The following is a 24303-nucleotide window of genomic DNA, read 5'->3' as shown; positions in this document are numbered from 1 at the left end:
AGATCAGCGTGCGCTGGTGGTCGACGGAGTGTCCAGCAGTGTGCTGGCGCCAGCCGACGGACGGGATGCGTTCGCGGAACTGTCACGCTTGCGGACGGCCTTCTACGGGCGCCTCCCTCATCACCACGATCAACCCCCTGCTACCCGGTCGCAAGCGATCTCTGCCCTGGGATCAAGGCACCGAGATGGCCGCTCACCGCGGCTTCAGCATGGCCACCAACGTCCCGGTCTACTTCTGCGACCCCGGCAGCCCGTGGCAGCGCGGCTCGAACGAAAACACCAACGGCCTGCTCCGGCAGTACTGTCCCGAAGGCACCGACCTGTCCGCGCACACTTTCGGGGACCTCCAGGCCGTCGCAACCGAACTCAACAGCCGCAGGGGGTGATCTGGCGGTTCCGCACCAGCAGCCAGTGGCGGGAGATGCCAGGCGAGTTCGGCCCGTGGCCGACGGTCTACGGCCGCTTCCGGGTGTGGAGGGACGCCGGCGTCTTCACCGCGCTGCTGGAAGGCGTGATCGCCGAGGCCGCCCGCCAGGGCCAGACGGACTTGTCCCTGCTCAGTGTGGACTCCACGACCGCCCGCGCCCACCACGACGCCGCAGGGATGTGCATCGGCAAGGAGGTCATGGACGCCCTTGAGGAAGCCGCCGCCGAGCAGGAGCGGGCCCGTCAAAAGGGGGCGGCGCGCCAGAACAGAACGGACAGGACGCAGGTCACGACCCCGAACGGGAAGAGCGGCAGTGCATCAGGCGGCGGCGCAAGCTCCGCTTGAAGCAAGCCCTGCTCGGCAGGCCCCGTGGTGGGCTGACGAGCAAGGTTCATCTCGCCGCGGACCGCCGGTGCCGTCCGTTGTCGTTCGTCCTGACCGCGGGACAGGCAGCCGACAGCCCGCAGTTCGTCCCCGTCCTGCAGAAGGTGCGGATCCGTCTGCCGGTCGGTCGTCCCCGGAGGACCCGGCCTGACGCTGTCGCCGCGGACAAGGCCTACTCTCATCAAGGTGCCCGAGGCGGTACTGCGCCTGCGGGTGAGCCCGAAGTCGGCGTACCAATGGCATCAGTTGTGGCGGGACGGTGGCGTGCAGGCGCTGGCCTCCCGCGGCCCGAGTGGATCGCGATGCCGGCTGTCCCCGCGCTGTCTGGAGAAGCTGGCCGCATACCTCGATGAGCACCGGTGAGGACGTTGTCGTCCCTCTGCGCCGCGCAACCTGAACCGCTCCAGGAATCAGAGCTCGTGTGCGTGAGGTCAATGAGCACCGATCCCAGGATCGGTGCTCATTGACCTCGCATACATGAGCTTCCCGTCTTCAAGCCCGGGTGAAGTCGCCGGGCCCCCGACTCAGCCTGTCTCCGACGGTGTCGACCGCTTTGCCTGACGAAGGTGGTCTCGCAGCAGTGCGCGCAGCTGGGGCAGTGGAATGCGAGCGCCCAGAGCATTGAGGAACTCCGGGACGTTCCACGTGATCAGAGCGCCCTGCCGGGAAGGGCAGAGGTCGCCCCGGTCGATGCCGTACGCGTTGTTGTAGTCGAGCAGCAGGAATCCGGCGAGCTGCTGTACGGCAGAACGATGGATCGTGTAGGGGCGCGTGGTGGCTTGGCAGTCGATCAGCAGCCCACCGACGATGAAGTCTGCATCAGCCCCGCCCAAGTCGGCGCTCGCGAGGCGGAACATTTCGGAGATGTGCACGATGTCGCCCGGCCGCGCGTAGGTGAGCAGTTCGTGGAACTTCGGGCGCTGGAGCGGGTGGAGGCGGCTGGAGGTGCCCGGGTCCTCCTCGAAGACGACCGGGTCCTCGATCCCGGCTTTCTCCAGGACGAGGTCCTGCCGGGCGGTGGACTGCTGGTCCGTCGAGACCCGCTTGTAGACCGGGTTCGCCACCCGGGCCCCTTCCGTACGGAGGATCGGACCCTATTTGTCGTCAAACCCTGTCAGCAGTCACCATCGGATCTGATTGAACTCGAGCCGCCACGAACCCCCGGATCGCACGGGTTCATTGGAGGCGTCAGCCGCCTGTCGTAAAACGATCGTTTGACGACAGTGGGATGCTGGGGAGCCCACCTGATGGCTCGGGTCGTTGTGAGTGGTAGCAGGCTGAGGTCGAGGGCCAGATGGCCTCGCGGCAAGTGCGCGCACCACTGGTCGACGCGAATGCGCGCTCGGGCTACGACGAGGGTAGAGCTGCCAGGCCCAGCCGTGCGCCGTCGAGGAACAGGGCCAGGTGGCGCCGGTAGGCGTCGGGGTCGTCCGCGGTGGCGTCCATGATGCCGACGAGGGCGACCTGCAGGTACGTGATGTCCCGTGCGGTGATGTCGGGGCGCAGGGTTCCCTGTTGATGCGCCAGTTCGACCATCTGCGCACTGTCCCAACTCGCCGAGCAGATCCTTGCCCAGCCCGGCTGGTACGTCCTGGCCGCGACCATCGCGGACGCCGAAGCCGCCGGCGCCACCAACCCCGGCCGCCATCCTGTCCGACGCCGCAGGGCGCCGCGAACTCGACACCGCGGACTCGGTGAGCGACGTGCTGGTATGCGGCTGCGGCGGACGGCCGATCTGCCCGCCGATTCCTCGATCCGGTCCGAGAACGGCACCGCAGGGCGCGGCGGGTCCTCGACGCCCAGAACGGCGGCCCGCCCCAACTCGCCGGGCAGGCGCCACAGCGGGGAGGAAACATCGGGCAAGACTCGGTGAGCACGCCGACACCGAAGGGGAGGTCATCCCGTGCCTGTACGCCGCCGGAAACTCGATGGCGGCGGTCAACAGAGCCATGTACCTGGGCGGCGGCAACCCGATCAGCTCCTGCTTGGTCTGCAGCCACCTCGCCGCCCTGGACATGGCGACCCGGAAGTCACTGACCCGCTCACCCGAGCTCGGCGATCGCCCGGGCGACGTCGGGAAGGCGGAGGTACGACGCTACGCGGTGGAAGTCGACCGAATGGATCGACGCCTCCCCGTCGGTGTCCACACCGGCGAACTTCGTCGCCAGCCACCTGGGGATCGCGACGATGTCGCCCGGATCCGCCAGGTTGACCCATCGCCGAACCCGGGGTGGGCGCTGCCCGAGGCCGTCCTGGGGCGCGGGGCACAGCCGCTCGAAAACGACGGACGGCAGGCCGAGAGGCGAGCCGAGGGTCACCAGCAGGTCGACGTCGGGTCCGGGCCGCGACCACAGTGCCTCGTACGCGATCACCGAGCCGAGCGAGTGCGCGATCACCACCCGTGGACGGTGCTCGATGATCGACTCGGCCACCGAGTCGCGTACGGAGGCCCGCCCCGGCGCGCCGGGATGTCCCAGGTAGGCGTGCACCTCGCGGCAGAACACCGCAATGAAGGCGGACATCACCGGCACCGCGACGCCACCGCGCGCGGCGAGCAGCGCGATCGCCTGCCTGAGTGGCAGCGTCAGCCGGCCCTGCCGTACGGTCGTCGCGTCGACCTCGGCGACCAGGGCGGCGAGCACGTCCAGCTCGGCCGGGGACAGGCCGTGGGGGTCGGTCTCGGGCCCTTGACGGCGCCGCCGGTGCAGGTGATGGGCCCAGTAGGCGACCCGCACGTCGTCCGGCCGTACAGCGGCACCGCCGGCGGTGAGATGCCGTTGCCAGGTGGCCGTGAGCCGCTCGGCGGCCTCCGCGGCGGAGCGGTGCGGGTCGTGGTTCCCGACGCCGTGGACCCCCAGGATGCGCGTCACGAGGTGCCACCCGTGACGGCACCGCCCATGTCCAGGACGGCAACCTCCTGCCCGTACCCGACGGCCACGAGGCCGTCGTCGTCGATGTCGAGGCAGTGGATCCACCCGCCGGGAAGCACGGTGTCGGCGAGCCGTTCGCCGGTGAGCAGGTCGTGTACGCCGAGGTGGCCTGCCTGGGTGCCGACCACGCAGACGGCGCGGCCGTCGGCCTCACCGCAGGCGAGCGCGGTCTGCGGGCGCTCCGTGTCGGCGTCGTTGACGACGCGGCTGACGAGGGTGCCGGTCCTCGCCTCCCACACCGCGAGGGTGCCATTGAAGTCGGCGAACGCGACGAGTGGGACGCCCCGATGTTCGTGTACGGCGAGGCACTGCGCCGAGCTGTATCCCTCGAACGCCTGGATAACGACGTCACGCCGGCTGCGGCTCGCGAGATCGTATAAGGCGATATGGCCCGTGGTGGGTCCGTACTCCGCCTGGACCCCGGCGAGCACAGGCGTGCCGTCCACCAGCAGACCACGCCAGACCGCCCGGTGGGCGTCGCTGTCGGGCACCTTCCAGCGCAGCAGGCATTCGCCGCCTAGCAGGTCCCACATCCAGACGAGGCCGCCGTCCCCCGCTCCCACGATGACCGGCCGGCCGTCCATCCAGAGCACGTCGACGGAGTGCACCCATTCCATGTCGTCACCGGGCGACCGATAGTCGGCGAGGGGCTGTCCCGACGCGAGATCATGCAGCCGTACGCCGGCTCGAGGGCTCCCGGTCACCGCCACCTGGTGCTCGGCGATCGTGGTCACCGCGATGTCGGTTATCCGGAGGTCCCCGTGCCACAGCCGCGCCGTCCGCGACCCGGTACGGGCGTCGCGACGGTAGAGGTCGCCGAGATGGCCGCCGCTGAGCACCACCGGATGCCCGCCGACCCGGGCCAGGGCGATGGACTCGACGCCGATCTGGTGGCCGGGAGACGGATCGGCCGGGCCTGAGTCCGACGGTGACAGGTCGGCCACCCGGAGCGCGCCGTCGTCGCACGCGGCGAGGACCAGGACGTGTCCGTCGGCCCGGGCGATCTCGAGATCGCCCACCCAGCCCCGGGCGACCCCGAGGCGGATCAGCTCGTACGGCTCGCCGCCGCTCAGGTCCCGTACGGTCACAGCGCCGCTGCCGTCGCCGGCCACGAGCACCGCGTGGCCGTCCATCAGCGTCACCGCCAGCGCCGTTATCCCCTCGAACTGCGTCCAGGCGGGAAACCGTTCCTCGCCGGTGAACACGTCCCGGATCTCGACGTTGGGGTGATGTCGCTCGCCGTTCATGTCAGTGTGCACGTGCTGCGGACCCACGACGACGACGGGGCGGCCCTCGTGCAAGCCGAGGCGGACGATCGCCGTGCCGGACCGGGGTGAGCACCGGTGGGCAGGGCCGATCTGGCCGCCGCTGTTCAGGTCGATGACCTGGCACGTGCTGCCGGGGTCTTCGTCTCCGTATCGGCCGCTGTGGGTGGCGTAGACGAGGACGGGGTGATCACCGATCTCGCCGAGCTCCAAGGAACAGACACGCTCCGACGGAGTCTGGATCACCGGTCCGACGGTCGCCCCGGTGTCGAGGTCGCGTACGAGAATCCCCGGTTCCTCGTCGACCGCGGCGACCGCACGCCCCGCCAGCACCCCGGTGGCCAGGCAGGATCCCTCGCCTGTGGGGTGCTCGCGCACGATCTGCCCTGTGGTCACCGACCGTACGACCAGCCCACCCTCGGAGCGGAGGACCACGACGGCCGCGCCGTCGACCTCGGACACCGCGATCACACCCTGGTACCGCGACACCCGTCCCGGATGCTCGCGGTCACCCGTGATCGTGATCGGCGGCAGCGTGGGATCGCCCGTGCGCAGATCGCGAAAGCGGACGATCGTGTCGTAGCCCTCCCGGTCGGTGCCGGTGGTGACCACGACCTGCCGGCCATCGGTACGTGCCACCGCCACCGCGTACACCCGGAAGTCGCCGTCGTCGAACACGGCCCGTACGGCGGGCTTGATCTCGGAGCCGGTGGAGAACAGCGGCTCCAGCGCGAGAGCCGGCGATCCGAAGGGCCGGCTGAGGCGCCGGGCCAGCGCCTGGGCGCCGACGCGGGAGCCGCTGATGGCGAGGTACTGACGGCGCCGCTCGGGCAGCGCGGACCGGAGGTCCTCCAGCGCGCTGCGGTAGACGGTCGCGGCGATGACCGCGTCCGGACTGGACGCACCGGGCAGCGCGGGGATCAGCGTGGCGGGATCGGCGTAGACCAGGAACTCGGAATCGGCGAGCAGCTCGTCGAGGCGTCCACCCTCGACCGCGTGCTGCACGGCGTGGCGCAGCAGATACGGGTCCGCCTCCGCCCAGCGACGTGACCCGTCGGGGTGGCGGCCCACCTGGCTGAGCAGAATGCCGGCGAGTGCCCCGCGGTCCGTACCGCTCATGTCGCCGGCTCCGATGCCGCGTCGGCGGGTACGGCACGGGGGTGCGCGAGCAGATACTCGACGAGACTCTCGTGGAAGAGGCGGAACACGCTGGTTCCGCTGACGTCGGCCGACTGGCGGAGGTAGAAACGCCCCTCCTCCAGGGCGCGGCGCACGTCCCTGGTCGATGGTGATCCCAGACCGTCCGGCGCGAACAGGGGTGCTATAGCCCGAATGATCTTCGGTGGCATGCCCACGCCGCGCGCGTGCGCCAGCGCCGCCAGAACCGGACGCATCCAGGGACCGACCTCGGGCCGGCGCAGCGTCATCTCGAGAACCTCGGGCAGCGAGGCCGGGACCTGGGCGAGCAGCCGATCAGCCTGGGCCTGGTCGGTGACCGGGGGCAGCGTGTGAGCGACGTACTCAGCGAACAGCCGGGCAATCAAGAACCCGCCCCACCGAGGCTGGGCATCGCCGGTACGCGTCAGCGTGGCAGCGACCCCGTCCGCGATCGCGGTCACGAACCAGTGGCCGTCCACCGAGCCGTACCCGCGGCCGGCCCGCAGGACGCGCTGGACGTACGCGCGCAGGTTCCCGGCCAGCTCCGCGGCCGGGACCTGGTCGAGGTCCAGGATCGTGCCGCCCGCGAGGGCAACGGCCCTCCGGAGCGGCTCGAACTCCTCCCAGGGGCGCATGCCGACGATCAGCCGGCACGCCGCGGAGCCATCCGCCCTGCGTACGCGGGTGAGCGGCACCACCAGCCGCGCGCTCAGCTGTTCGGAGTCGATGGCCTCGTCCAGCGAGTCGATCACAATCACCGGGGCGACGGGACGTTCAGCGACCACCTCCAGCAGCGCCTCGGCCGACGCCGGCGCCTCCGCCGACGCCGCCTCCGGCGCGAGCTGCGTGAGCAAGGACGTCGTGATGGCGTCGACGGTCTGCTGCCGGGCGTGTACGGCGGCGAGGTGCGGCGTGGCGGCCGGCGCGGGCAAGTGGCCCCACACCTCCTCGGTCGCGTGCCGCAGCGTGGGGTGGGCCGCGCACACCAGCACCCCGAGCAGGGCCGATTTCCCTACCCCGGGGCTACCGGTGACGATCCACGGCACCGCTGCAGCCGCTCCGTCGACCAACGCCGAAAGCGCCCGCAACTCGCGCTCACGCCCCTGGAACAGCCCGGGCCGGCGGCCTGCTTCCCAGCGGGCGGCCGCGCGGTCACGGAAATGGCGGGGGTCGACGAGGTGGTCGACCTCGCGCGCGAACTCGGCGAGCCGGTCGTCCATGGCGGCGAGGGCGTCATCGAAGGCGGCGCGCCGGTGGTCCGGATTCGGGAAGAACGGCAGATCCAGCCGGGCGGCCGTCATCGTGTCGATCGGCGTCCCGGTGGGCTCCTGGATCGGCAGCAGGACGCCGTCGCCGTCATCGCCCGCGACGACCTCCCGGATCCGCGCGGACACCGCCAGGTACGGGACCGTGGGCCGGGACGGATGCGTGCAGAAGTCTCCCGCCGCGACCTCCCGGAGGACCTGGACGACGGCGCGGCTGAAGGCGCAGTCGAAGGCGTCGGAGTCAGGGGCCGACGCGGCGAGGACCCAGGCCCGGTTCGACGCCTGGAATGGGCGGCGATGCCAACGGGGCACGGTGGCAACGCCAGAGCGGCAGAAGTCGAGCAGGAACAGGGTCCGTGGTCGTGCGTCGCCGCCGGCGACCACGGTCCGGACCCACGCGTCGACGTTGCACGTCTCGTCGCGCCGCCCGTCGGCGCCGATCGCGTACGCGGTGTCCATATCCGGGGGCTGGTCGCCATGGGTGATCACGTGGACGATCACGACATCGTCCGGGCCAACCTCCTGGATGGTGCGCGTCACGGCCGCGCCCAAGTCGGCCGCCGCCGGCGCCGTCGCCCCGGCCAGCAGGGTCACCTGGAAACCGAGCTCGTCGAGCATCGTCGCGACGCGGCCTGCCCAGTCACCGGCGTCGGGCAACGGCGGCCAAGCCGCGGAGTCGATCGCCTCCTCCGCGTCGGGTACGGTCCGCGAGCTGGCGGCGAACTCCGCGATCCCGACCACGAGAGCGCGTCGCTGGCCCATTCCGCTCACCATCCGTGTCCCCGGGGTCAAGCCCGATGATAGGCCGAGAACGATCTCACCGCCGGGTTTCTCGATGACCCGCCGGCTCACGGTCTCTCGGCCGCGACCTTACGCGCGAACGCCCGCTCCACTCCCGCCGTCGCGACGCCGAGCTCACCTACGACCATGGCGAGCAGGTCGTTGGAGAAGCGGGTGGAGGGCAACGACATGCTGAGGGCGCCGCGCAAGTCGTCGTCTGGATCTTGCCTGGGGGGTTGTGGTTTCGCGGTAGTAGTTGGTCTCGTATTCGGCGGGTGGGATGTGCCCGATCTCACCGTGGAGTCGGCGGTGGCAGTACCAGTCGATCCGCTCGGCGGTGGCCAGTTCGACCTCGGAGAGTGTCTTCCAATGCCTGCGGGGCTCAGCCATCCTCACCCTGGAGCGTCAACGCTGATAAGGAATCACTGAACGTTTCTCATCCTGAGCGCCAGGCGATCTCGATGGCGTGAACGGCGGCGACTGTGCTGCCGATGCGGTTGGTGCTGCAACGGGCTTTGCGGAGTATGCGCCACTGCTTGCGGCGCGCGAAGGCACGTTCGCCCGCCGCCCGCAGCCGGGCGTGGTCCCGGTTGAACTGGGCGTACTTCTCGGGGAGGTCGCGGCCGTAGCAAGGGGTGCGCACGGTGGCTCCGGCTCCGCGGTAGGCCCGGTCGGCCAGAACGAGGAGCTGACGGGACAGGCAGGCTTGGATCACACCGTGTGCGCGGGCCGCGGTCAGGTCATGCGTGCGGCCGGGCAGCGCTCGCGAGAACCACAGCGGTGTCCCGTCCGGAGAGGCCACGACCTGCACGTTCATCCCGTAACGGCGGTGTTTCATCGAGTCATACGGCTCATCCGCCACGATGCGATCAGTGGCGATCAGGGTGCCGTCGAGGATGACGAACCCCTCATGTGGTGACTTGCGCAGGGCCTCGTGCAGGCTCGGAGCGCACTCGGCGAGGAGGTCGACCGTCTCGCTCACGTACCGGCCGGCGGTAGCGGTGGAGACACCGAAACCTGCTGCGACCTGGGCCAGAGTGTCGTTATTACGCAGGTGTACCAGGACGAGCAGGGCCTGCCGGAAGCAGCCCAGCCTGCGCCAGCGGGACTTCAGCTCACACCTCCGGGCGTAGATGAGCCAGGAAACATGCTCAACAACCTCGTGAGGGACGTGACCCAGCGAGTACAAGGCCTACCGCCCGCTGCAGTACGGGAACTGACACCCCTCGGTCCCGAACCGATGTGTGCCCCGCCCTCCGGCGGGGCACACAGTGCGTCCCGCATGCCGGATCCGACGCCTCGCCGACGAGAGAGTCCCAAGTCCCAAGGGGTGACCGTCACCGGCTCCAGCTGGCCGCCTGGCCAGGAACTCGGTCTCGTACCAGTCCGCCATCTCGTCGTACGCCGCTGTCGCAATCGGAGTTGCCAACGCGGGAGCCAATGAACTGTCCTGTCCGAGACGGACGGCAGGGCCCCACCCCGCCGGAACACAGCTTTTCCGATAATCGGCCTGATCTTCTTCTGTCACTCCATTACACTCGCCGCGACGCTGGCCAGTTACCGCGCAGCAACCGCTGCATGAGGCAGGGGACGGGGGACTTGGTGGCGACCAAGCTTGGTTTCGAGGAGCTGGTCGGCGACGAGCGTTTCTTCCCAAGGCTGCTGGCCCGCAACGCCCAGGGCCGTATGAGCGCGCAGCCGTACGGTCCCGACCTCCCCGTCGTGCTGCTCACCGGCGGTCCCGGCATGGGCAAGCAGCAGTTGCTCGAGGAACTGCGGGACCGGTTCGGCGGGAAAGCGCCTGTGGTGTTGGTGGACTGCGCTGATCCGCAGTATGAGCGGGAGGCCAGCGAGCGCCCCTCCTGCCGTTCCGCCGCCACGGAGTTGCTGTACGACATCGCGCAACGGATGGAGGAGTGGGACGGCCCGGGCGGGGCGGTGCCCACCCCCCGGTTTTTCGCTGGGATGGTCGCGGTGGCGGCGGGGCAGGGGCTGCGGCAGCAGGAATTGGACGAGGAGCTCACCCGGTACCGCCAGCTGCTGCATGCCCCGACGACGCGGGTCGGTCGGATGGTCAAGAACCTGGCTCAGGGGTATCTGGTCGCGCTGGCAGCGATTGTCGCCCCACCAGTGGCGATGCCGTTGTTGGGCGCGGCGCTGACTGAGTTCTTGGAGCTGCTGGCGGCAAAGGGCGACGAGCCGGTGCGAGGCACGTACAGGAACTATCCGGGTGCTGCCGGCAGCGCGGCCACCGGGTTGCGGCTGCTCAGCAGGAGTTTCCGCAGGGATGAGGAGGGACGCCGGTTCGTCGAAGGCTTCCTCTTCCGCGCTCTGCGCGAGGACGTGGACGCTGCCTACTCAGGCGCCGGCGCCAAGCTCAAGCGAGTTGGGCGTCCCGCCATCCTGCTGCAGCACTCCAACTGGCCGGTGGGGCGCGGGCTACTGGCGGCTGCCCTCGACGACTGGGCCGAAGGATGTCGGGGCGGCACGGTACTCATCGCGAGCGAGCGGATGGCGGAACCGCTCTTTCTGGCTGGGGAGCAGCGCACCGAGAAGGTCGCGGTCTACCGGCCGGACGAGCAGGCGCCGCCCGAGACATGGGAGCGCATGCCGGCGCGCGGGCAGCTTGGGCAGGCCGTGCTGCTGCTGTCCATGCCGTTGCTCACCTCCGGGCAGGTAAAGCAGCAGGTGCTTGAGCAGGCGGGCGCAGCGGACAACGCAGACCATCTGCTCCGGGCCCAAAGCGCGGTGCGGCGGCTGTCCGGCCATCGCCCCCGGATGGTGCAGCGGCTGGCGGAGGCGGCCGCGCAGCTGCCTCCGCTGGACAACGACCGAGACCTCCTGGGCCACCCGGCCGTCCTGGACGGTACTCCCGCGGCGGTACGGGACGTGCTGCTGGAGGAACTGGTGCTGCGGCAGATGCCGGAGCGGCTGCCCGTGGGACACACCGACCGCTGGCTCGACCTGCTCACCCACCTGTCAGTCACCCACAGCGGAGACTGCGCCCGCACGTTGCTGCGCAGCGGCGAACTGGAGCAGCTGGCCGGCGGGCTCACCGCGGACCAGGTGCAGCAGTATCTGCTGGAAAGCGGCTGGCCTGCCTGCCAACGCCACTTCATCGGCGACTTCGGTCTGCGGCAGCTGCTGATGAGCCGCTTGTACGGATCCGCGGACACCGCCCACGCCTGGCACCGCGACCACAGCCTGCTGTACGCACACTACCGCGCCCAGCTCGAGGCCCCGGACCGCGCCTTCGGCACCACCGCAGCGCACGGCCTCAACCACGACTTGGTCGCCGGTGGCGGCCCGGAGCGCGCGATACGTCACCTTGCCGCGGAGTTCCCGGCAAGCGGCACGAGGGCCGAGGAATGGTGCGAGCAGTTGCTGGCGATCGCCCAGGCCCCCTTGCTGGGCGGCCCCGACGTACGACACGACCGTATGAACGTGGCGCGCATCGCAGGCACCACCCTGGAGCGCCGGTTGGACCAGCTGCTCCACGCCGTGTGGCTGTGCGAGGAGCGCACCCGGCCGGCCAACACCGCAGCCGGCGACAAGACGCGGGAACTGCTCGGCGATCTCGCGCTCGAGTACCCCGATGCCGCACCCGTGCTCGCCGGCCGGGCCGAGGAGTGGGGCAAACGCGCTGACGGCAAGCGCCCACTGCAGCCCTGCGCCTGCACGTCTCACATCAGTCAGGGGAGCTGAGCGGATGTCGCGGACCTTCGGGAGTTGGCTGTATGAGACGACGGGGGAGACGCTGCTGAAGCGGATCATCACCTGCACGGTGGTGGCTGCCGTCCTCGTCGGTGGGTACCTCGTCTTGCGTCAGATCATGGAGAAGGCGAGGACCTGCGCCAGCGGCGTGACCGAGTCCGGCGACGAGTGCATCGGCGTCAACGGCTCCGGCTACGACTGGGGCGTCAAGGAGATCGGTCCGGTCGCCGACCGGATCAAGGCCGAGAACGACGGGCTCGGCGAGTCGTACGTGACCGTGGCGATGATGCTCCCGCTGCAGCCGCAATCGAAGGCCGAGAAGGAGCAGCTGCGCAGCGAGCTGCAGGGCGCCTATCTCGCGCAGTACCGAGCCAACCGCGAAGAGGGCACACCCAAGGTGCGGCTGGTGCTCGCCAACCCGGGCAAGGACTACAAGAAGCAGGACAAGGTGGTGCCCGACCTCGTGCAGATGTCCCACTCGAAGCACAGGTTGCGCGCGGTGACCGGCTTCAACCTGTCCCTGGACTCCACCCAGGCGGCGATACGCAGCCTCACCGACGAAAACGTGCCCGTGCTGGTGGCGCGTGCGTCAGCGGGCTCGCTCGCCAACGAGGAGGGCGGCGAGCGCGAGTACCAGGGGCTGGCCCGGATCCTGCCCACCAACGAGGAGCAGGCCCGCGCGCTCGCGTACTTCAACGGCAGCAGCAAGAACGAGCAGACGGTGATCGTGCGGGACACCAGGCGCGATCCGTACGTCCGCTCCCTTGCCGGTGCCTTTCAGGAACTCGAGAAGACAGAGACGGGCCCGGCCGGACCCGACACCATGACCTTCACCTCATCCGGTATCGACGAAAAGGGCGACGTCGACAACCAGTTCCGCCCGATGGTCGATACGATCTGCAGCTCCGGCGCGGACACCGTCTACTTCGCAGGACGGTCCACCCATCTGCGGTTGTTCCTCAAGCGCTTGGCCCAGGACAAGTGCGACGACACGAGGTTCACGGTGGTCTCCGGCTCGGACGCGGCATCGCTGAAGAACAAGATGTCCGACGACGACTGGGCGCAGCTCCTGGACGACTCCGGAGAACCGGCGATGACCGTGCAGTACGCGGCACCTTCCCACCCCGACGCCTGGAACACCGAGATACGGGCCTGGCAGGACGCGGAGGAGAAGCGGACCGGGCGCCGACCGGACGCCGCGAAGGCCCCTCGCTCCCTGCGCGACCCGCTGAACGAACTCGCCAGGCTGCGGCAGAAAGCCCGCATGGCGGGCGACTTCGGCCCCCTGGATCTGGCCGACTCCCGCACCATGATGGTCCACGACGGCGTACGCACCGCCGTCGAGGCTATCCGCGGTGCCAAGCTCCCCGGCAAGGAGGCTCCGACCCTCGAGCAGGTGGGCAACCGCTGGGCCACCATGCAGGCCACGAACCGCGTCGACGGTACCAGCGGCCGCATCTGCCTCACCCCGGCGGGCAATCCATACAACAAGCCCTTGGCGGTTGTGAAGCTGCAGCCGGGCGAGAAGGCGGGTTCGAGCCGACTGGGGTATGTGGGTCTGGCGTGGCCCCTGGGGCGGAAGCAGTCGGAGGACTGCGTGGTACGCGGGAGCTGAGCGGTGCGCGGCGGACCGCACCGGAAACGCGGCCCCGGCCGGGGAACTCGGGGACACTCCGAGTAAGAGAGCATCTGATCTCGGTAGTTGGTAGTGAGGGCTTGCCGGGAATCAACACGTCGGTTCGATCTTGGTTTTGTCGGGGTCGAGGAACCTGGCGACGTCTTCTGGTGTGCGGAAACGGGCTGTTGAGGAGGGGATATGAACGCTATGGGCTTTGAGGAGCGGGCGGACGTCTTTCACTGCGCGGCTGATGGTCATGGCGGTGGTGTTGAAGAGCTGGCCCAGCAGGTCCATGGTCGCGAGTTTTCGCAGGTGGAGCACGGTGACCAGGACCCGGTCGGCTGAGGTGAGCTTGGCTTTGGCATCTGCGCCAGGGGCCACCAGGCGCTCGTGACCTCGACGTGTGCGGAGCACTTGCTCGCGTTGAACCTCCATCGCTGGAGTCAACGAGTCGATGAGCTCGCTGAGCTGCGGCGGGTCATCCCGGTCAGTTCGGGGTTCTGGAGCGAACGCCGCGTGAGGTGAGTCGGTCTGTCCGCCAGGGCTTCGTCCGGTGTGCTGTTGGTGGTCGCCGGGTCCGTCGGACGCTGGGGGTGGAGGGTGTAGTTCCAGTCGCCGTGGAAGCGGTGGCGGGTGATGGGCAGGGCGGCGATCTCGTCGTCGCTGACGCGGATGCCGGTGGGGTACTCACCGCTGTCGAGTTCGGCATGGACGGTGAGGCCAGTGCGGCTGGTGGTCGCTTCGATGGTTTGGAGCACGACTTCATGGCTGGTCAGGGGTCTGCCGCGCCAGTTCATAGTGATGTGGGAGAACAGCCGGTGCTCGATCTTGTTCCACTTCGAGGTGCCGGGCGGCAGGTGACCCACCGTGATCTCAAGGCCGGTCTCGGCAGCGAGGACAGCGAGCTGGGTCTTCCAGCCGCGGGTGCGGTAGCCGTTGGAGCCCCCGCCGTCGGCGGTGATCAGCAGTCGGCGGGCGCGGGGGTAGTCGTGCCCACCGACCGCCTGCCACCAGCGGCGGATCGAGGCGACGGCGAACGCCGCGGTGTCGTGAACGGTGCCGATGCTGACCCAGCCGGTGTTGGCCGCCATGTCATAGATTCCGTACGGAATCGCTTTTTCGGCCTGGCCGGGTAAGTCGTGCGTCTTGACCCGCACGGGCTGCCCTGCCGGCCGCCATTCGCGCCCGGCGTTCTTGTAGTCGCCGATCAGCTCCTTCTTCTTGGTGTCCACGCTGATCACCGGGTCACCGGCGTCCCTGTGGTCTCGTGCCTGCTCGTTGAGGTAGCGGAACTGGGCGTCTCTGTCGGGGTGCTGAGCACCCTCGATGGTCTTGGCGTTGGCCTGCGGGCTGAAGCCTTCTTCCCGCAGCAGGCCGGCGACCGTGTCGGCGGAGACGCGGTGGCCCTGCCGGGTCAACTCCGCTGCCAGCTTCCGGGTCGACTTCGTCGTCCACCGCAGTGGCGACATCGGATCACCCCGCTCGTCGGGCTCGGCCAGCGCAAGTAACGCCGGCCGCAGCCCCGGATCAAGGTCCACGGCCTTCTTCCGGCTTCCGCCAGGACGACGAACCCGCCCCAACAGAGCTTGATCAGAGTCCAGTTCAGCCGCCCCGCGCGAGACCGTGCCCTCCCGAACCCCGGCCGCGCCAGCGACGAGCCTGATCCCACCATGCCCTAGCGACAGCGCTTCCGCCCCTATGGCCAGCCGACGCTGACGCTCGTCCAGATGCGGCAACAACACCTGGAACTTCGCAGCCAGGACGGCCTCGATCCCCTCCGGTCTCCCCATACCAGAACAACGAGTCCCACAGCTGAAAGCCACGACTTGTTTCCCGTCAAGCCCTTACAGGAGACGGGAGTTGGCACGATGACGGGGGACCGACCGGCGCTGGCAGTGCTGCTCCAGTACCGGATGGCCACCACCGAGCAGATGCACCTGGTGATCGCGCAAGGAGTACGGATCGAGCAGACCAGCCGCCGACTGCCACCCCGGGCTCGCGACATCGCCGACGAAGCACACAAGAGTACTGCTGAGAATCACGAGTCAAAGCAGCCAGACAGCGGCGGAAATGGCGTCGCGGCTGCCGGCGGGACGGCGGCAAGGTGCCTGTCAAGGGCACTGGTGTCCGACCGAAAGTTTCGGAGTGAAGGGTTGTGTTGTAGAGCTGGCGGTCGCCCCCTACGGTGGGTACCGCATTCGCGTGGGAGCGCTCCCAATACCTGTCTTCGCGGCGTCGCCCGCAGTACCGGTGTAACGAATCGCTTTCTCTGCACCGGTGCGCAGGCCTGACCCGTGGATCTCTGGAGAAGGAGCCAGCAAGTCATGAAAAAGACCAGGCCCCGCCGGTTCCGAGCGGTGTTATGGGCGGCGCTCGTGACACTGCTCACCACACTTTTCGCCGGTCTGCCGGCGACCAGCGCGAGCGCCGCGGTGATCGACACGGGGGCGTACTACCAGTTGGTTTCCCGGCATTCTGGGAAGGCCATGGAGATCGATGAAGGATCCACGGCCAACGGGGCCGTGCTGGTCCAGCGCACTCCAGGCTCGGTGACTCACCAGCAGTTCCAGTTCGCCGACGCTGGCAGTGGCTACTACCAGCTTCAGGCCCGGCACAGCGGCAAGGTTCTGGACATCGAGGGGAAGTCCACCGCGGACGGCGCGAACGTCCAGCAGTACACCGACAACGACGGAGCAAATCAGCAGTTCAGTGTGATCGACGCCGACAGTGGCTTCGTGCAGTTGATCAACCGCAACAGCGGTAAGGCTCTGGACGTCTGGGAGCGGTCGACCGCGGACGGCGCCCGGATCTCCCAATACACCGACAACGACAGCGCCAACCAGCAGTGGCAGTTGGTGAAGGTCGAGGGCGGATCGCAACCGGAGCCACCCGGTGGCGGGCTCCAGATGGAGGACCTGAACCGGGGTCTGGTGACGGTGCGGTCCGGCTCGGGCAACCTGGTGTCCTGGCGGTTGCTGGGCACCGAAGGCTACGACACGGCGTTCAACGTCTACCGCAACGGCGCCAAGGTGAACGCTTCGCCGATCACCGGTTCCACCAACTACCTGGACAACGGCGCTGCGTCGGACGTCGCCTACACGGTCCGGGCCGTGGTCGGCGGTGTCGAGCAGGCTGCCTCGGAGACCTCCCTGCGCTTCACCGGAGGCAACTACCTCGATGTCCCCCTGCAGGTACCCGGCTCCGGCTACACCCCGGTGGAAGCCAGCCCGGGTGATGTAGACGGCGACGGGCAGTACGAGCTGATCGTGAAGTGGGATCCGTCCAACGCGAAGGACAACTCCCAGGCCGGAGTCACCGGGAACGTCTACCTGGACGCCTACCGGCTCAACGGCCAGCGGCTGTGGCGCATCGACCTGGGCCGCAACATCCGGGCCGGCGCCCATTACACGCAGTTCCAGGTCTACGACTACGACGGCGACGGACGCGCCGAGGTCGCCGCGAAGACCGCCGACGCCACGCGCGACGGGCAGGGCACGGTGATCGGCAACGCGAGCACGGACCACCGCAACGGCGACGGCTACATCCTGGCCGGGCCGGAGTACCTGACCATGTTCAACGGGCTCACAGGCGCCGCGATGGACACGGTGAACTACGACCCGCCGCGCGGCACCGTCTCCTCCTGGGGCGACTCCTACGGCAACCGGGTGGACCGCTTCCTGGCCGGCACGGCCTACTTCGACGGTCAGCGGCCCTCGCTGATCATGGCGCGCGGCTACTACACTCGTGCCGTCGTCGCGGCCTGGGACTTCCGCGACGGCCGGTTCACCCGCCGCTGGACGTTCGACTCCAACGCCTCGGGGAATTCCCGCGCAGCCGGGCAGGGCAACCACCAGTTGTCCATCGCCGATGTCGACGCCGACGGCCGCCAGGAGATCATTTACGGCTCCGCGACCATCAACGACAACGGCACCCTGATGTACGCCACTGGATACGGCCACGGCGATGCCCTGCACGTCGGTGACTTCGTGCCCTCCCGCACCGGCCTGGAGGTGTTCACGATCCACGAATCGGGCAGCCAGCCCGGCTCCGACCTCCACGACGCCGCCACCGGATCGGTCATCCACCGCACCCCCACCAGCGGCGAGGAAGGCCCCGGCCGCGGGGTGGCCGCTGACATCCACCCCGGCAACCCGGGTGCCGAATTCTGGGGGGCGGGACCGAACATGACGCAACTGCGCAATGCCTCCGGCGCCAACGTCGGCCGCAACCCCTCCTCGGCGAACTTCCTCGCCTGGTGGGACGCCGACCCCGTGCGCGAACTGCTCAACGGCACCCAGATCGACAAGTACGGAACCGGCGGCGACACCCGCCTGCTCACCGGCAGCGGCGTGGCCTCCAGCAACGGCACCAAATCCACCCCCGTCCTGTCCGGCGACCTCTTCGGCGACTGGCGCGAAGAAGTCATCTGGCGTCACTCCGGCAACAACGCCCTGCGCATCTACGCCACGTCGACCCCGACCACCACCAAACTCCACACCCTGGCCCATGACGCCCAGTACCGGGTTGCCCTGGCCTGGCAGAACACCGCCTACAACCAGCCTCCCCACCCCAGCTACTTCCTGGGCGCCGGCATGACCCGACCCCCCCAGCCCAACATCTACCTGCGTTGACCCGTCTCACTCAATCGCGCGCCCATGAGCGTCTTTGCTGGCCGGCCGGCCAGCAAAGACGCTGCACACGCAGTTCCCCTGGACGTCGCGTGGTCAGCGGCCTCCCGGTCTGCGTGTGGGGGCGGGAGGACGCGCGGGAGTGTAAATCTAACGGCGGATCCGACGATCATGTGAGAGACGTCAAGTGACTGACACCGCCGTGGAGTTGGAGACCGTGGAACCTGTCGAAAGTGCCCAGCCTGGGCAGCCTGCGCCCGTGTCCGACGATTCCAGCGTCGCCGCGATGACGTCCTCGACCTGGTCGAGCAGGATAGACGGCGGCCGCCCCGGCCGCGGCTCGTCGACCAGACCGTCCAGCCGCTGCTTGACGAACCGAGCCCGCCAGCGACTCACCGACTGCTCGCGCACCCCGAGCTCCGCCGCCACCTGCTTGTTCGTCCCGCCCTCCGCGCACCGCAGCACGATCCTCGCCCGCAGGGCCAGGAACTGCGCGGTCTTCGCCCGCCTCGCCCAGCGCATCAGCTGAGCCCGTTCGTCATCGCTGAGCACCAGCTCCAACTTGCGCCGGCCCGGCCGCGGCTCATCCGCAAGCCCGCCCATCCGCTGGTCAACGAACCGCGAGCGCCACTTCCTCACCGTTTCCGCGGTCACCTTGAACTCCGCCGCGACACGCGTATTCGGCTTCCCCTCCGCGCATGCCAAGACGATGCGTGCCCGCTCGGCAAGACGCGGCGCCACTGCCCCGCCCGCTCAGCGCAGCAACTCGGCGCGCTCCTCATCGGACGGCACCACTTCGACAGCACGAGGACCCCGAGGCTTGAAAACAGGCTACAGACTTAAGCCCGCGATTTGCGGCGCACCACACTAGGAGCGCAGGAAGTCCCCGTCGGGGCAGGGGACCAAATGCGTCCCCTGCCCCGACGGAGCGCGGTCGGCCGGGCGGCGGGTTACCGGCGCACGGCAGAGGCCGGTGCCGTGTGCGGCGCTCTCCGGCTCAGCCGAAGTTCACGTCGCTGCACCACATGTAGGCCTGGTCGAGGTGCGAGGCCTGCCAGATCACGAACACGATGTGGTGTCCGGTGTAGCCGGAGGTCTGGACAGGGAACGTGATGTTCTGCGCCGGGGCGAAGCGGCCGGTCTGCGTGATGAAGTCGAGGTTGCCCCAGCCCAGGGTCTGGGTCTTGGGGTCGAAGCCCTGCTTGCTCACGTAGACCTTGAAGTAGTCGGCACCGTGGGACGCCTGGTCGTACAGCTGGATCGAGAAGTTGTTGCCGACGGTAGTGGTCTTCCACGGCCCGGGCTTGTTCAGGCTGGCGTTCCTCGAGAGGTTGTTGCTGCAGAGCGTCCCGTCGGGGGTCCGCGCCTGGAACTGGCCACCGAGGCCGTCGCGGAGCGCGCTCATCCAGTTCCACATGGTGTCGGGGTTGGCCTGCCAGGCCTGCCAGCACATGGGGTCCTGGGTCTGCATGGCCGGGTTCGTGTGGTTGCTGCCCCACGTCTTCCAGCACTGGTACGCGCGGGTGGCGGGGCCGATGACGGTGCCGTGAGCCTGGGCGGGGGCCGACCAGGTCAGTGCGCCGACAACCACGGTGAACACCATGACGAGCGCCTGGAGAGGCCGGCGGAGGGACGACCGCGAACGCCCGGTTAACAGACTCTGTTTGCGCATGTGGGGGACTCCTTCCAGTTGCAAGACTGTAATGGGAGCGCTCCCAACGGTACGTCTTCGAAGTGAAATGTCAATGAAACACACGGAGTTGATCGCAAGGATGGGCGGCGAGCAGGGAATCTGCCGTGAGCCGGGAGTCAGAACCGTTCCCGGGACCGGAAAGCGAGGATGCGGTCCGGACTGGCGTGCAGGGCGATGCCACGGAGGGACGTTCGCAGCATGACAACGGGACCGGGTTCTGGCGTGAGGGCTGTCCGGTTCCACAACTCACAAGATCCCCGGTCCCGATGGCGCGCTTCCCGCACACCCGAATCGGCCTGACCGGGGCAAGTTGCCTGGTAGGAGCTGTGACTGTGTGGCGCATCGGGCAAGGAACACGGCCGATGGCGCGCAGCGGGAACGTGCGTACTCCTCGGATCTGAACCCACGGCACTGGAGCATGGATGCCGTAGCGAGGGAAGCCTCCAGCAACGCAGATCAGCCTCGGCGCGCTCCAACTCACCTGGGCCGCCGCCGCGGCCCCAGACGCTCGCGGGCCAGGTGCCGGAACACTTCCCGGTGGACCGTCAGCCAGGCCATGGAGAAGAGGCCTGGATGATCACGCCCGGATCCCTTCCACGTTTGCTGACACGGCTGTTCCGGACAAGGCTGCCCCGCGGTGAGCGGGCGGCATGGGCTGCGGCTCGGCCGTCGCCAGTTCTCCCCACTGATGATGGTTTCTCCGCCGAGCCCTCCGCCCTCACCCGCGTAGCGGCCAACGGCTCGGCGATCTGTCGGTAGTCCACCACAAGCATCTCCACGGTCGCCGCCTCGTGCGAGTGCGACACGACAGCCCCCGCGCCAAGGGCCTCCTCGACCACCGCCGATACCGCCCCGCGCACCCGCAGCGGGCATTCCCGCCACGTCTGGAGCGGCCAGGTCCTCGACGAGCTCCTCCCGGTCGATCATCCGACGCTCCAACACCGCTTCCGCCTCGGCGAATCCGACCGTGATTCGTTCCGCCGTAGGGCGAAGCCCCTCCGCCCGCGCCCGGGCAGCCGCCTTCCGCTCCTCCGACATCCCAACCATCGACTGTTCCAGGCCAACTCACCTTTGCTGAGCCAGAATTGAGCTAGCGAACCCTGCCATGGCGACACCGGAACATGCCTGACCAAAGAAGCCCAAACATCACATCCGGAGGGGCATCGGCTTACCATGACGCCGCGTCAATTCGTGGTCTTGCGGATCCGGACCAGCAGGGGAGACTGCCTGTACGACCGGGTCCGCCCGGTCCCCGGCAGCACCACGCCAAGCAGGTCGGTCCACCGTCACTCCACCGAGATGAGGTCGCATGGAGCGAAACCGAGCCACCGTCAGCGCGGTCGCCGTGACCCTGTTCACCGCCGGTCTCGCCGTCGGCCCGGCAACCGCCGCCATCGCCGCCGAGGCGAAGGCCCGCGTCGGAGCCGACTGGGCAACTCAGTCGATCGTCTTCACCGCCGCTGCAGGACAGACCAACAACCTCAACATATTCTCCATGTACACCAGCGACGGGATCCGGCGGATCGGCTTCAGCGACGTGGTCCCGCTCGAACCGGGCGACCACTGTGCGTACTCCAGAGCCGAGGACACCACCTCCGTCGTCTGCGAACTGCCCGCGGACAGCCCCCGGCCCGACAGGATCGACGTCTTCCTCGGCGACGGCAACGACACGATCGCCGCCTTCACCTCCGGGATCGGCACCGTCAGCGGCGGCCCCGGCGACGATGAACTGCACGCCCACACCGCACGCACGGTGCTGGGCGGCGCGGGGAACGACATGGTCATGGGACCCGCCGCCCTGCACGGCGGCGACGGCATGGACCATCTGATGGGTGACAGCAGCAACCAGCAGATGTGGGGCGGCCGGGGCGACGACATGATCGAGGGCTACGGCGGTGACGACACCGTGCACGCCGGCCCCGGCGACGACCACGCCATGGGCGGGGACGGCCGCGACATCGTCCTCGGCGGCCCCGGCAACGACACACTGGACGGCGAAGGCGGCGACGACCTCGTCTGCGGTGGCACCGGAAAGGACGCCCTCGAAGGCGGACCCGGCCGCAACATCGTCCTCCCGTAAGTGCGCCTCCATGCCCGAAGGCCCTGGCCCGCGGCACGAACAGCGTCGCGGGCGCCGAGCCACCGCCGTCGGCGACCCGCCACCCGAGCCGCGTCAACCGCGAACGCCGCAGACGGCGGGTCCCCATTCTTCGTGTCGGCCGGGTTGGTGTCGGTCGAGTCGGGCCAGTAGATCGTCCAGGTCGGAAGTGGTGAACTTCCACTGGAACGGCTGTGCCGTGGCGTTGTAGCGGTCTTCGAAGGTTCGGAGCCGGTTGCGTACTTGGTCGAGGTTCGTGAAGTCGTTGGGTGCCACGACCTTGCGCTGCACGATGGAGAAGAGGATCTCTATCTGGTTTAGCCAGGAGGCGTGGACGGGGGTGTGGACCATGATCGCGTTCGGGAATCTGGCGGCCAGGCGGTCGATGGATGTCCTCCTGCGGTGTGAGGAGCCGTTGTCGACGATCCAGAACACGCGTTTCGCGCTGGCGTAGGGCTCGGCGGTCATGACCTGCTCGACCAGGTTCATGAACGGCACGATCCCGGTGGCCGGCTCGCAGCGGACGAAGACTTCTGCTTGGTGGACGTCGTAGGCGGCCAGGTAGGCCAGCGCGCCGCCGCGCTTGTACGTGTGATTGACGCGCATCGCTCTGGCTTGGCCGGGCCAAGGTCGGATGGCAACGACAGCGGGCCTGGACGGAGGTCTTCTCATCGGCGGAGATGACGTACTCGTCCGCGCCCAGCAGCTCTCCCTCGAAGGTGCGGGCGTACAGATCCAGGACCCGCTGGGCCTTGGGCCGGAAGTCGGGGTCCGTGATGAGGATCCAGGACTGGTCCTGCCAGGGCTTGAGCGCGTCTTCGCGCAGCCAACGGCGCACCGTGGATGCGGAGACGGTCGCGGTGACGGTTTGCTCGGCTGCCAGCTCCGGACACGACCAGCGGGAGAGCGGGATGCCGCTCTCGGCGGGGAGTTGGCAGGCCAGCGCCTTGGCCTCAGCGACCTGCACAGGAGTGAACCGGGCAGGGCGTCCAGACCGTTTGCGGTCGGCTAGGGCTGGTAGACCACCATGGGCGAACCGGCCACGCCAGGTCCGGACCGTGTCCACGTGCAGGTGGGTCTCGGCGGCGATCCTGGCCGTAAACCATCTTGTTGAGCCGGTGGCGCTCGGCGGCGGTCAGCACCACCGCCACGGCGGCGCGTATGGGCAAGTACCTGTCTCCTGGGGCCTGCGGCAGGCCGATGGGGCCAAGCGTTTTCGACTGTTCCCCGCCCTTCCTTCCCCTCCATTGGATCTTGAAGGAGACAGGAAGAGCAGGCGGGGCTGCACGTATGACGGCCCGCCGGCCCTCAGGGCGGCGGCCCGTCATGATCGTTGAATGCCCGTCAGCACCGAGGCAGGCAGCCGGGTGCCTACGCGGGCGTCTCGCGTGTCACCGAGGATCGGAGGTGCTCACGCGGCGGACCGGACCTCGATCGCGCGGCTGAGGACGGACTGCTCATCGTCGGGAAGCCGACGTTCGGCGTGGAGCATGCGCAGGGCGGTGGTGATGCGCTCGCCGTCCTCGGGGGTGCCGAGGTTGCCCATGTACGGAGGCAGCAGCAGACTCAGGGCTTCGAGGTCCGTGCGTGCGCAGAGCCGGGTGAGGAGTTCGCTGAGCGGGTCCTCGCGCTGCTGTGCGGACAGGGCGGTAGCGCGCAGTCCTGCGGCGATGCGGTAGCGGAGCCATTGGTTGTGGGGGCCGGCTGGGACATCGTCGATGTGCTTGGCCGCGGCCTCGAAGTGCTCGCGGGCCTTGTCGATCTGGCCCAGGTCCCGGTGGGCTCGGGCCATGTTGGCGTGAAGTGAGGCGTAGAAGCCGCGGACGCGGTCGTCGCCGACCTTGTCGGCCCGGTTCAGGCATTCCTGGTTCCAGTGCAGGGTCTCCTGCGGGGTCGGCTGGTGCCGGGCGAGGTAGTGCGCGGCGATGCAGGCGTCGTAGTCGTCCGAGGCTGCGTCCCAGGCTTGGAGGAACAGGTCCCGGGTTGGGCATCTCGTCCTTCGGTCTCGGCCTGCATGCCCTGCACGCACAGCTGCACGACGACGTTCTGGGGGGCGGTCACGGTTCTCCTTGGGGTGATGGGGGGTGCGGTGTTGCGACGGAGTCAGCTGGAGGTGTTGAGGGCCACCGGCATGACCAGGGTGGTGAAGCTGCCCTGGTCTGCGGAACGCACCACAACAGGACGGTCTGCGGCGGAGATCTCCAGCAGGACGTCGGGCCCGACGCTGGCTTCCAGCGCGGGGGCTAGTAGGGCTTGGTCAGCTTCGTTTGTGAGTGGCGTGTCTGTTGGGCTGTTGGTGTCGTTGTGATGGTGTGACACCTGGTGAGATGGCCGAGGTCCGGG

The 24303-nt window shown here is 68.8% G+C and carries 16 protein-coding genes and 6 pseudogenes; 7 read left to right on the top strand and 15 right to left on the bottom strand.

Annotation, left to right across the window (positions count from 1 at the left end; translation table 11 throughout):
- Window positions 1-155: 155 nt before the first annotated feature.
- Together ACWD1Z_RS33785 and ACWD1Z_RS33780 are read left to right on the top strand one after the other, a co-directional pair.
- Window positions 156-386: pseudogene (locus ACWD1Z_RS33785) on the top strand (IS30 family transposase); the annotation flags it as partial.
- Window positions 341-1101: pseudogene (locus ACWD1Z_RS33780) on the top strand (transposase); the annotation flags it as partial. The pseudogenes ACWD1Z_RS33785 and ACWD1Z_RS33780, both read left to right, overlap by 46 nt.
- A 234-nt stretch (window positions 1102-1335) precedes the next feature.
- On the opposite strand, the gene ACWD1Z_RS33775 reads toward ACWD1Z_RS33780, so the two are convergent.
- Complete coding sequence (locus ACWD1Z_RS33775) at window positions 1336-1875, bottom strand: recombinase family protein (RefSeq protein ID WP_451124118.1); 540 nt, start codon at window positions 1873-1875, stop codon at window positions 1336-1338.
- Window positions 1876-2158: 283 nt separating this feature from the next.
- Window positions 2159-2347: an SbtR family transcriptional regulator gene (locus ACWD1Z_RS33770; RefSeq protein WP_451124132.1), complete on the bottom strand. Its 189-nt coding sequence runs from the start codon at window positions 2345-2347 to the stop codon at window positions 2159-2161.
- A gap of 7 nt (window positions 2348-2354) precedes the next feature.
- Between ACWD1Z_RS33770 and ACWD1Z_RS33765 the strand changes: the two are divergent.
- Window positions 2355-2684 (top strand): annotated as a pseudogene (locus ACWD1Z_RS33765) (mobilization protein); the annotation flags it as partial.
- 169 nt (window positions 2685-2853) lie between these two features.
- Here ACWD1Z_RS33765 and ACWD1Z_RS33760 read toward each other — a convergent pair.
- The 6 genes from ACWD1Z_RS33760 to ACWD1Z_RS33735 form a co-directional block, all read right to left on the bottom strand.
- Complete coding sequence (locus tag ACWD1Z_RS33760; RefSeq protein ID WP_451124116.1) at window positions 2854-3681, bottom strand: hypothetical protein; 828 nt, start codon at window positions 3679-3681, stop codon at window positions 2854-2856.
- On the bottom strand, window positions 3678-6125 hold the full coding sequence (locus tag ACWD1Z_RS33755; protein WP_451124114.1) for a hypothetical protein: 2448 nt from the start codon (window positions 6123-6125) through the stop codon (window positions 3678-3680). Before ACWD1Z_RS33755 ends, ACWD1Z_RS33760 begins: the two co-directional genes overlap by 4 nt.
- Window positions 6122-8191, bottom strand: coding sequence for an AAA family ATPase (locus ACWD1Z_RS33750; RefSeq protein ID WP_451124112.1), 2070 nt, complete (start codon window positions 8189-8191; stop codon window positions 6122-6124). The genes ACWD1Z_RS33755 and ACWD1Z_RS33750 overlap by 4 nt, the downstream gene beginning before the upstream one ends.
- Before the next feature lie 86 nt (window positions 8192-8277).
- On the bottom strand, window positions 8278-8400 hold the full coding sequence (locus ACWD1Z_RS33745) for a hypothetical protein (protein WP_443243409.1): 123 nt from the start codon (window positions 8398-8400) through the stop codon (window positions 8278-8280).
- Window positions 8345-8599, bottom strand: a complete 255-nt coding sequence (locus ACWD1Z_RS33740) for an IS3 family transposase (protein ID WP_451124110.1) — start codon at window positions 8597-8599, stop codon at window positions 8345-8347. The genes ACWD1Z_RS33745 and ACWD1Z_RS33740 overlap by 56 nt, the downstream gene beginning before the upstream one ends.
- 46 nt (window positions 8600-8645) lie before the next feature.
- Window positions 8646-9398 carry a transposase family protein gene (locus ACWD1Z_RS33735; protein ID WP_451124108.1) on the bottom strand — a complete coding sequence of 251 codons (753 nt, stop codon included), beginning with the start codon at window positions 9396-9398 and terminating at the stop codon, window positions 8646-8648.
- A 413-nt stretch (window positions 9399-9811) separates the two neighbouring features.
- Between ACWD1Z_RS33735 and ACWD1Z_RS33730 the strand changes: the two genes are divergently transcribed.
- Together ACWD1Z_RS33730 and ACWD1Z_RS33725 are read left to right on the top strand one after the other, a co-directional pair.
- The gene (locus tag ACWD1Z_RS33730) at window positions 9812-11914 is read left to right on the top strand and encodes a hypothetical protein (protein ID WP_451124106.1); all 2103 of its coding nucleotides are present in this window, start codon (window positions 9812-9814) and stop codon (window positions 11912-11914) included.
- Between the two features lie 4 nt (window positions 11915-11918).
- The gene (locus ACWD1Z_RS33725; RefSeq protein ID WP_451124104.1) at window positions 11919-13538 is read left to right on the top strand and encodes an ABC transporter substrate-binding protein; all 1620 of its coding nucleotides are present in this window, start codon (window positions 11919-11921) and stop codon (window positions 13536-13538) included.
- 111 nt (window positions 13539-13649) lie between these two features.
- Here the strand turns inward: ACWD1Z_RS33725 and ACWD1Z_RS33720 are convergent.
- Window positions 13650-15331 (bottom strand): annotated as a pseudogene (locus ACWD1Z_RS33720) (ISAzo13 family transposase).
- 534 nt (window positions 15332-15865) lie between these two features.
- Here ACWD1Z_RS33720 and ACWD1Z_RS33715 point away from each other — a divergent pair.
- Entirely contained in the window at window positions 15866-18172 is a 2307-nt protein-coding gene (locus ACWD1Z_RS33715) for a rhamnogalacturonan lyase family protein (protein WP_451124102.1), read from the top strand.
- Between the two features lie 180 nt (window positions 18173-18352).
- On the opposite strand, the gene ACWD1Z_RS33710 is transcribed toward ACWD1Z_RS33715, so the two are convergent.
- Both ACWD1Z_RS33710 and ACWD1Z_RS33705 read right to left on the bottom strand, forming a co-directional pair.
- Complete coding sequence (locus tag ACWD1Z_RS33710; RefSeq protein ID WP_451124100.1) at window positions 18353-18910, bottom strand: helix-turn-helix domain-containing protein; 558 nt, start codon at window positions 18908-18910, stop codon at window positions 18353-18355.
- Between the two features lie 256 nt (window positions 18911-19166).
- A complete protein-coding gene (locus ACWD1Z_RS33705) occupies window positions 19167-19772 on the bottom strand; it encodes a lytic polysaccharide monooxygenase auxiliary activity family 9 protein (protein WP_383421834.1) in 606 nt (201 codons plus the stop codon).
- 1399 nt (window positions 19773-21171) lie between these two features.
- Between ACWD1Z_RS33705 and ACWD1Z_RS33700 the strand changes: the two genes are divergently transcribed.
- On the top strand, window positions 21172-21942 hold the full coding sequence (locus ACWD1Z_RS33700) for a calcium-binding protein (protein ID WP_451124097.1): 771 nt from the start codon (window positions 21172-21174) through the stop codon (window positions 21940-21942).
- 93 nt (window positions 21943-22035) lie between these two features.
- Here ACWD1Z_RS33700 and ACWD1Z_RS33695 read toward each other — a convergent pair whose 3' ends face one another.
- From ACWD1Z_RS33695 to ACWD1Z_RS33680, 4 genes and pseudogenes are all read right to left on the bottom strand, one after another.
- Complete coding sequence (locus tag ACWD1Z_RS33695; protein ID WP_451124095.1) at window positions 22036-22566, bottom strand: transposase; 531 nt, start codon at window positions 22564-22566, stop codon at window positions 22036-22038.
- 229 nt (window positions 22567-22795) lie between these two features.
- A pseudogene (locus ACWD1Z_RS33690) lies at window positions 22796-23050 on the bottom strand (helix-turn-helix domain-containing protein); the annotation flags it as partial.
- A 321-nt stretch (window positions 23051-23371) separates the two neighbouring features.
- Window positions 23372-23989 carry a hypothetical protein gene (locus ACWD1Z_RS33685; RefSeq protein WP_451124093.1) on the bottom strand — a complete coding sequence of 206 codons (618 nt, stop codon included), beginning with the start codon at window positions 23987-23989 and terminating at the stop codon, window positions 23372-23374.
- 74 nt (window positions 23990-24063) lie between these two features.
- Window positions 24064-24303: pseudogene (locus ACWD1Z_RS33680) on the bottom strand (hypothetical protein); the annotation flags it as partial.

Source organism: Streptomyces sp. NPDC002784 (genome assembly GCF_053592135.1).
Note: the sequence above shows the minus strand (reverse complement) of the source record. Positions and strands in the feature narration are given on the sequence as shown.

Coding starts and splice junctions, on each gene's coding strand:
- ACWD1Z_RS33740 (WP_451124110.1), bottom strand. CDS start 8,599: ATGGCTGAGCCCCGCAGGCATTGGAAGACACTCTCCGAGGTCGAACTG.
- ACWD1Z_RS33695 (WP_451124095.1), bottom strand. CDS start 22,566: ATGCGCGTCAATCACACGTACAAGCGCGGCGGCGCGCTGGCCTACCTG.
- ACWD1Z_RS33770 (WP_451124132.1), bottom strand. CDS start 2,347: ATGGTCGAACTGGCGCATCAACAGGGAACCCTGCGCCCCGACATCACC.
- ACWD1Z_RS33755 (WP_451124114.1), bottom strand. CDS start 6,125: ATGAGCGGTACGGACCGCGGGGCACTCGCCGGCATTCTGCTCAGCCAG.
- ACWD1Z_RS33700 (WP_451124097.1), top strand. CDS start 21,172: ATGGAGCGAAACCGAGCCACCGTCAGCGCGGTCGCCGTGACCCTGTTC.
- ACWD1Z_RS33705 (WP_383421834.1), bottom strand. CDS start 19,772: ATGGTGTTCACCGTGGTTGTCGGCGCACTGACCTGGTCGGCCCCCGCC.
- ACWD1Z_RS33745 (WP_443243409.1), bottom strand. CDS start 8,400: ATGTCGTTGCCCTCCACCCGCTTCTCCAACGACCTGCTCGCCATGGTC.
- ACWD1Z_RS33715 (WP_451124102.1), top strand. CDS start 15,866: ATGAAAAAGACCAGGCCCCGCCGGTTCCGAGCGGTGTTATGGGCGGCG.
- ACWD1Z_RS33750 (WP_451124112.1), bottom strand. CDS start 8,191: ATGGGCCAGCGACGCGCTCTCGTGGTCGGGATCGCGGAGTTCGCCGCC.
- ACWD1Z_RS33725 (WP_451124104.1), top strand. CDS start 11,919: ATGTCGCGGACCTTCGGGAGTTGGCTGTATGAGACGACGGGGGAGACG.